Annotated in this window: 8 protein-coding genes; all 8 read left to right on the top strand. The window is 69.3% G+C overall.

Annotated elements, in window-relative coordinates:
* Nucleotides 1-497: hypothetical protein (locus tag DESPIG_RS14020; RefSeq protein ID WP_006005538.1), on the top strand; the 497-nt coding region annotated here is incomplete at its 5' end.
* A gap of 33 nt (nt 498-530) precedes the next feature.
* Nucleotides 531-1,877 carry a DNA circularization protein gene (locus DESPIG_RS04535; protein WP_006005534.1) on the top strand — a complete coding sequence of 449 codons (1,347 nt, stop codon included), beginning with the start codon at nt 531-533 and terminating at the stop codon, nt 1,875-1,877.
* Nucleotides 1,867-2,958, top strand: coding sequence for a phage baseplate assembly protein (locus tag DESPIG_RS04530; RefSeq protein ID WP_006005531.1), 1,092 nt, complete (start codon nt 1,867-1,869; stop codon nt 2,956-2,958). Before DESPIG_RS04535 ends, DESPIG_RS04530 begins: the two co-directional genes overlap by 11 nt.
* A gap of 6 nt (nt 2,959-2,964) precedes the next feature.
* Nucleotides 2,965-3,633 (top strand): phage baseplate assembly protein V, encoded by a 669-nt coding sequence (locus DESPIG_RS04525; RefSeq protein WP_006005529.1) that lies wholly within the window; start codon nt 2,965-2,967, stop codon nt 3,631-3,633.
* Between the two features lie 84 nt (nt 3,634-3,717).
* On the top strand, nt 3,718-4,071 hold the full coding sequence (locus tag DESPIG_RS04520; protein ID WP_006005526.1) for a phage GP46 family protein: 354 nt from the start codon (nt 3,718-3,720) through the stop codon (nt 4,069-4,071).
* Nucleotides 4,072-4,073: 2 nt separating this feature from the next.
* The gene (locus DESPIG_RS04515; protein ID WP_006005525.1) at nt 4,074-5,129 is read left to right on the top strand and encodes a baseplate J/gp47 family protein; all 1,056 of its coding nucleotides are present in this window, start codon (nt 4,074-4,076) and stop codon (nt 5,127-5,129) included.
* Nucleotides 5,129-5,701 (top strand): YmfQ family protein, encoded by a 573-nt coding sequence (locus tag DESPIG_RS04510; RefSeq protein WP_006005522.1) that lies wholly within the window; start codon nt 5,129-5,131, stop codon nt 5,699-5,701. The genes DESPIG_RS04515 and DESPIG_RS04510 overlap by 1 nt, the downstream gene beginning before the upstream one ends.
* A 2-nt stretch (nt 5,702-5,703) precedes the next feature.
* Nucleotides 5,704-6,352, top strand: a 649-nt coding sequence (locus DESPIG_RS12755) for a tail fiber protein (protein ID WP_006005520.1), incomplete at its 3' end; no start/stop codon positions are given.

Raw genomic sequence — 6,352 nt, 5'->3', positions numbered from 1 at the left:
CCGGTCCCGTGGGCTCGGCCGTCGGCGCGGCCGCAGGCGCGACGCTAGGCGGTATCCTGGGCACTGAGCTGGGGCAGCAGTGGTATCAAAAAACCATGGTCGAGGCCCCTCTGGCAGCCGGAAAGCTGCCCTATGACCCGGACGATCCCACGGACTACCTGACGGCCCTCTCCGCCCGCGCAAAGGATACGGGCCGGGGACCGGAACAACGCCCGGACGCCTTCGATGACTACGGCGCGGCGCTGTTCGGCGGCACCACGTCCTTCCTGGACACCGGCGAAGGACTGGAAGAACGCCTGGCCACGCTGGCCGGCCGGGACGATGACCGCCGCGCCCAGGAGGAATGGAAGGCCGCGTTGCTGGAGGCCGCCCAAAACATGCGGGCCGCGCAGGAGCAGCCCGTCAAGGTGGAGCTGCACAGCACGCTGGAGCTGGACGGTGCCGTGCTGGCCCAGAGCCGCGAGGATATCATGATCCGCGAAGCCGCGCGCCGTTAGCGCAAACCCACGCCGCCGGGGAGGGGCGTTAGCATGGCATGGAATCTGACGTTGCAGGACGCCTCCTTCCGGGGCGTCACCTTTGAAGTGCAAAGCGTGGAAGACCGGGGCGAGAAGGCCCTGTGCGTCCATGAATACCCGTACCGCTCCGGGGCCGAGGTGGAGGACCTGGGCCGCAAGCCCCGCGTCATCCCCGTGACCGCCATTTTTTGGGGCGTGGCCTATGAGAGCAGGATCAAGGCGCTGGTGGCCGCCTTCGAGGAGGCCGGGCCGGGCGAGCTGATCCATCCCGTTTTCGGCAGCCTCACCGTGGCCGTGCGCCGCTGGCAGATACAGCACAGCGCGGAGCGGCACGACTACGCCACCGTGACCTTTGAGGCCGTGGAAGCCGTCACGGACAACCCTTTTTTCGGGGCCACCTCCAGCCGCAGCCTGGCCGAACAGGCGCTGGCGGATATTTCCTCCAGCCTGGACGAGGCCCTGGGCCTGTCGGAAAGTGAGCTGGGCAAGACCCTGGGCCAGTGGGCGGATACCGCCGCCAATATCAAGGCCCGCGTGGAGACGGAATTGCAAGGCGTGCTGGACGTACTGGATGCCGGGCGCAGTGTGGTGCGTTCCGTGCTGTCCTATGTGGACGTGCCCGCCGCCTTCGTGGCCGACGCGCAGGCCATCGTGCGCGGCCTGCAAGCCGACGCCGCCAGCGCCTCCTCGTCCGTGGTCTCCGCGTTCGGTGTCCTCTCCACGGCACTGCCGCTGTTGTCCCTCACGGCCCCGGAAGCCGTCAAAGCCTACGCCACCGGGGCCGGAGCCTATGGCCCCGCCTGGGTATCCGGCCCGCAGAGCGCCCTGTCGGGCAAGGCCGAGGCGCAGCTGGCCCTGCGCGTGCCCCGCCCCGCCGTGGCGACCATCCCGGTGCCGGAGGTGGGCAGCGCCCAGACGCCGCAGGGCGTGGCCGTCACCCATGTGACCCTGCTGGAGGCCCAGGCCACGGCACAGGCCGCCAGCGAGGCGCTCAAGGCCGATATGGCCTCCCCCGCACTGACGCCGGGCGAGATCGAAGGGCTTGCGGGCAATGTACGGGCACGGCTGGATGACGCCCTGCACTATACGGCGGCGGCCCTGCCCCAGGGCAGCGTGCATCCCGTCTGCGAGCGCCTGCGCACAGCGGCTCGGGCCATGCAGCAGCTGGCCGAGGCCGCCCTCAATGCCCGTCCGCCGCTGGCCATACGCACCGCCGGGCTGGCCTGTAATTTCCATTTGCTGGCCCACCGCCTCTACGGCGACTTCACCCGCGCGGACGAGCTGCGGCGCATCAATCCGCAAGTGCGCAATCCCAATTTTATCGACCCCAATCAGGAGCTGCTTGTTTATGTCCGCTGATACCGATGCCATCACCCTGGCCATCGCCGGGCATGAGCACAGGGACTGGGAACGCTACAGCATAGACAGCGACTTTTTCACGCCCGCCGATGCCTGGAGCCTGTCCCTGGGCATCCCGGCTACGGCCATCCCCGACTATGTAAAGCCCTGGGCCGAGGTGCAGGTGCGTCTGGGTACGGACGTGATCCTCACGGGCCGTGTGGACGCCGTGCGCCGCCGTCTGGCCAAGGGAGAACATCGCCTGGAACTGCACGGCAGGGACCGGGCGGGCGTCCTGCTGGACTGCTCCGCGCCCGTGCTGGCTCGGCGCGAGCTGACCCTGGCGGAGATATGCGCCACCTACCTGCGCCCCCTGGGCATCGACCGCATGGACGTACAGGGCGGGGACAGCCGGAAGAAGGTCACTGTGGAACCGGGCATGAGCGCCTGGGAAGCCCTGGAGCGGGCCGCCGAACTGGCGGGCCTGTGGCCGTGGTTCACGCCGGACGGTGTGCTGAAAGTGGCCGCCCCGGACTATGGCCGGGCCGTGGACGCTGAGCTGATCCTGGACACGACGGGCACCAAAAACAACGTGCAGGACCTGTCCCTGGAGGATAACTGCCAGCGCCGCTGGTCGGAGGTGACAGTGCTGGGCCAGGGCACGGGCGACGAACACGAGGGCGCACAGCCCGCCATCAAGGCCGCGGCCCGTGACGCTGAGGCGGGCTTTGCCCGGCCCCTGATCCGCGATGCCGCCCACCTGGAGACCACTGCCCAGGCGCAGGCCAGGGCCAACAAACTGCTTTCCGATTCCATCTTCGAGAGCTGGCAGGCCGTGGCCCGCGTGCGGGGCCATCGCACGGACAGCGGGGCGGTATGGGAGCCGGGCATGCATATCCGGCTCCTCTCCACGCCCCTGGGCCTGGACGTGGACACCATGCTGGCCCGGCGTACCCTGTCCTGTGACCGCCAGGGCGGCACCATCACCACCCTGTACCTGCGGCCCTGGGCGCTGTGGCTGCCGGATACGGCCCCCAAGGCCAGACGCAAGCACCACAAAAAGGGCGGCGACTGCTGCACCTGCGACCTCTGCGCCGGATAGACCACCATGAGCATCATCGAGATCGTCGAAAGCCGCATAGCCCGTGCCCTGCGCGGACTGCGCTTCCCCTACCGCGCCCGCCTCACGGCCCGCAATGACGCGCCGGGCCTGCAACTGGCGCAGGCCGATGCCCTGGCCGGGGAACAGGCCCAGGCCGTGGAGGTGCTGCAACAGTTCGGCTTTTCCAGCGGCGTGCCCGAAGGCAGCGACCTCATCGTGATCCCTCTGGGCGGGCGCACCTCCGCCAGCGTCATCATCGCCACGGAAAACGCGGCCTACCGCCTCAAGGTCGGGCCGGGGGAAGCGCGCATGTACAGCCAGGACGGCGCGTATATCCATATCAAACAGGGCCGCGTCATCGAGATCGACTGCGACGAGCTGGCCATCAACGTCAAAAACAACGCCCGGCTGACGGCGGGGCAGCAGGTGACGGTGGAAGCGGGCAGCGGCATCGTGCTGGATACCCCGCAAACCACGGTGACGGGCAACATGACCGCCACCGGCCAGCAGGGCGACCGCGTGGAGATGACGGCGGACATGACGCTACGCGGCAACATCACCCAGACCGGCAGCATCACCTCGTCCGGCGATCATACGGCGGGCGGCATCAGCCTCACCGGGCACACGCATACCGGTGTCCAGACGGGCGGCGGCTCTACCGGCAAGCCGCAGTAAGCACGGCACCCCAACCAAGGAAGGGTGGAAGCGCTGAACAGCTTCCACCTTTTTTTTGCGCCCATGCCCGCTAGTCTTTGAGGCATGGATACCTGGATAGACCCTGCCACCGGCGACTATACCGGCGCGCGCATCAGCCGCCTGGAAAATGCCGTCTACCTGCGCCTCATGACCCCGCTGGGCTCGTGGTGGGCCGACCCGTCCCTGGGCAGCCGCCTGCATGAACTGGCACGGGAAAAGGACGTGCCGCGCATTTCCCTACTGGCCCGCCAGTACGCGGAACAGGCCCTGCAGGGCCTGCTGGACGACGGCAGGGCGCGGGCCGTGGAAGTCAGCGCCGCGCAGCCGCATGACGGGCGCTGCCTGCTGCATGTGGTCGTCACCGACGCCACGGGCCAGCGCTACAGCTATGAGCATTTCGTCCCTGTGGGAGCCTGACCATGCCCTATACCATCCCCGACTTTGCCGCCATCCGGCAGCGCATGCTGCGCGATGCCGCCAATCTGGACCCCACGGCCCCGCAGGACAGGGACAGCGACCATTTCGCCCGCTCCAGCGCCACGGCCTCGGCGGTGTCCGGCCTGTATGACTTTCTGTCCTGGCAGGCCCGCCAGCTGCTGCCGGACACGGCGGACCCCGAATATCTGGAGCAGCACTGCGCCCTGCGCGGCATCACCCGCAAGCCCGCCACACGGGCCACGGGCACGCTCACCCTGACGGGCCGGGCCGGTGCCGTGGTGCCCGCAGGTACGCAGGCCAGGGACGTGTCCGGCGTGCTGTATCGCAGCACGGCCGGTGTGACGCTGTCCGGAGCGGCGGAGGCCGCCACGGCTGCCGCCCCCTGTGAGGCCGTGGACGCCGGGGCGTTGCCTGATCTGGATGGCGCGCCCGTGACCCTGCTGGCCGCGCCGTCCGGTGTACAGTCCGCCGCCCGCCTGACCTTGACCGGCGGCAGCGATGCCGAGGACGACGCCACCCTGCTGGCCCGGCTGCTGGACTACATGCGCAATCCGCCTTCCGGCGGCACAGCGGCGGATTACCGGCGCTGGGCGCGGGAGGTGCCCGGTGTGGCCGACGCCCAGGTCTACCCCCTGCGGCAGGGCGCGGGCACCGTGGATGTGGTCATCACCGGCCCGGACGGCATCCCCGGCGAGGACGTGGTGGCCGCCTGTCAGGCCCACATCGACGCCGAGCGGCCCGTGACGGCCCTGGCCACGGTCTACGCCCCTCTGGCCCTGCCCGTGGACATGACCCTCAAGCTGCGCGTGGCCGCTGCCGCTACCCTGGAGAGCCTGCGCCCTGACGTGCGGGCCGCTCTGGAAACGGAGATAGCGGCCCTGCGTCCCGGCGAGACCCTTGTGCTGTCCCGTTGCGCCGCCGCCGTGTCCGGTCTGGCTGGCGTGGCCGATGTGGTCATCACCGCCCCGGCCGCCAACGTGCAGCCCACTGACCTGCAATGGTGCCGTCTGGGCACCCTGACGCTGGAGGCCCTGTAATGCCGCACGCCGACCTGCTGGCGGCCCTGCTGCCGCCGGTCAGCTATGCCCCATCCGGGCTGCATCTGGCCGCCTCGCTGGCCATGGAAGGCCGGGAGCTGGATCGCGTGCAGGCCGATGCCGCCCATGCCGTGGGCGGGCTGCGGCCCTTCCTCTATCAGCAGTGGCTGGAGGATTACGAGCGCGTCTATGGCCTGCCCGGCCCCTGCGCCCTGGGCGGCCAGCTGTTGCAGGAGCGCCTGGCCCTGCTGGCCGTGGCCTTGCAGGAGCGCGGCGGCATCTCTCTGGCCTGGCTGCGCCGCTATGCGGCCCTGGCCGGATATGAGGCCAAGGTCACGGAATACCGGGAGTTCAAGGCGGGACACAGTGCCGCCGGGGATGCCCTGACCAATGGCGGCTGGTGCCATGCGTTTCTGGTGACGGCCCCCGGCGATGCCCCGCGCGAGTTCAAAGCCGGGCAATCCGTGGCGGGCGAGGCCCTGCGCACCTGGGGCGATCCCATTCTTGAATGCATCATCAACTGGCGCAAGCCCGCGCATACCGTGGGCCTTGTGGCCTACATCGAGGAATAGCCATGCATCGCATCGACACGGCCACGGCCACGCCGGACCACAAGTTCACCGAAGGCGATCCCGCCGTCCCCGTGGCGGCCACCACCGTTTCCGCCGAATGGCTCAATGCCGTGCAGGAGGAGCTGGTGGCGGTCATCACCGGGGCCGGGCTGGAGCTGAAAAAAAGCGACAATGGCCAGCTCTGGCAGGCCATCAGCCAGCTCATCACCAACGCCAAGCCCGGACTGGCCACCAAGGCCAAGCCCGGCCTCGTGCAGGTGGGCGGCGGGCTGAATATCACGCCGGAAGGGCTTCTCTCCGTCCTGGCGGCCAGCGTCACCCAGGCGGGCATCGTCCAGCTGGCGTCCGGCCTGTCCGATTCCACGACCACGGCCCCCACCTGCAAGGCCGTCAAGGACGCCATCGAGAGCAAGCTCGCCGCCGTCAATGTGCCTGTAGGCGGCATCCTGCCCTTTTCCGGCACCTTCGGCGGTGAAGGCAACCGCTTCCCCATCCCGCTGGGGGAAGATGCCCCGGACATGCACTGGTGCCTGTGCGACGGCACCACCACCAATGGCCTGCCCGTGCCCGACCTGCGCGGCCGCATGATTCGGGGCGCGTCGGATTCCGTGCCCGCTGGCTCCACTGGCGGCTCGGAGAAGCATTCGCACA

Origin of the sequence: Desulfovibrio piger ATCC 29098 (assembly GCF_000156375.1) — a bacterium.
In the GTDB taxonomy this organism is placed as follows: domain Bacteria; phylum Desulfobacterota; class Desulfovibrionia; order Desulfovibrionales; family Desulfovibrionaceae; genus Desulfovibrio; species Desulfovibrio piger.
This window is presented reverse-complemented; position numbering and strand designations above follow the sequence as displayed.

Excerpts from the sequence above, each read along its gene's own strand:
- DESPIG_RS04535 (WP_006005534.1), top strand. The coding sequence starts at position 531 with ATGGCATGGAATCTGACGTTGCAGGACGCCTCCTTCCGGGGCGTCACC.
- DESPIG_RS04530 (WP_006005531.1), top strand. The coding sequence starts at position 1,867 with ATGTCCGCTGATACCGATGCCATCACCCTGGCCATCGCCGGGCATGAG.
- DESPIG_RS04525 (WP_006005529.1), top strand. The coding sequence starts at position 2,965 with ATGAGCATCATCGAGATCGTCGAAAGCCGCATAGCCCGTGCCCTGCGC.
- DESPIG_RS04520 (WP_006005526.1), top strand. The coding sequence starts at position 3,718 with ATGGATACCTGGATAGACCCTGCCACCGGCGACTATACCGGCGCGCGC.
- DESPIG_RS04515 (WP_006005525.1), top strand. The coding sequence starts at position 4,074 with ATGCCCTATACCATCCCCGACTTTGCCGCCATCCGGCAGCGCATGCTG.
- DESPIG_RS04510 (WP_006005522.1), top strand. The coding sequence starts at position 5,129 with ATGCCGCACGCCGACCTGCTGGCGGCCCTGCTGCCGCCGGTCAGCTAT.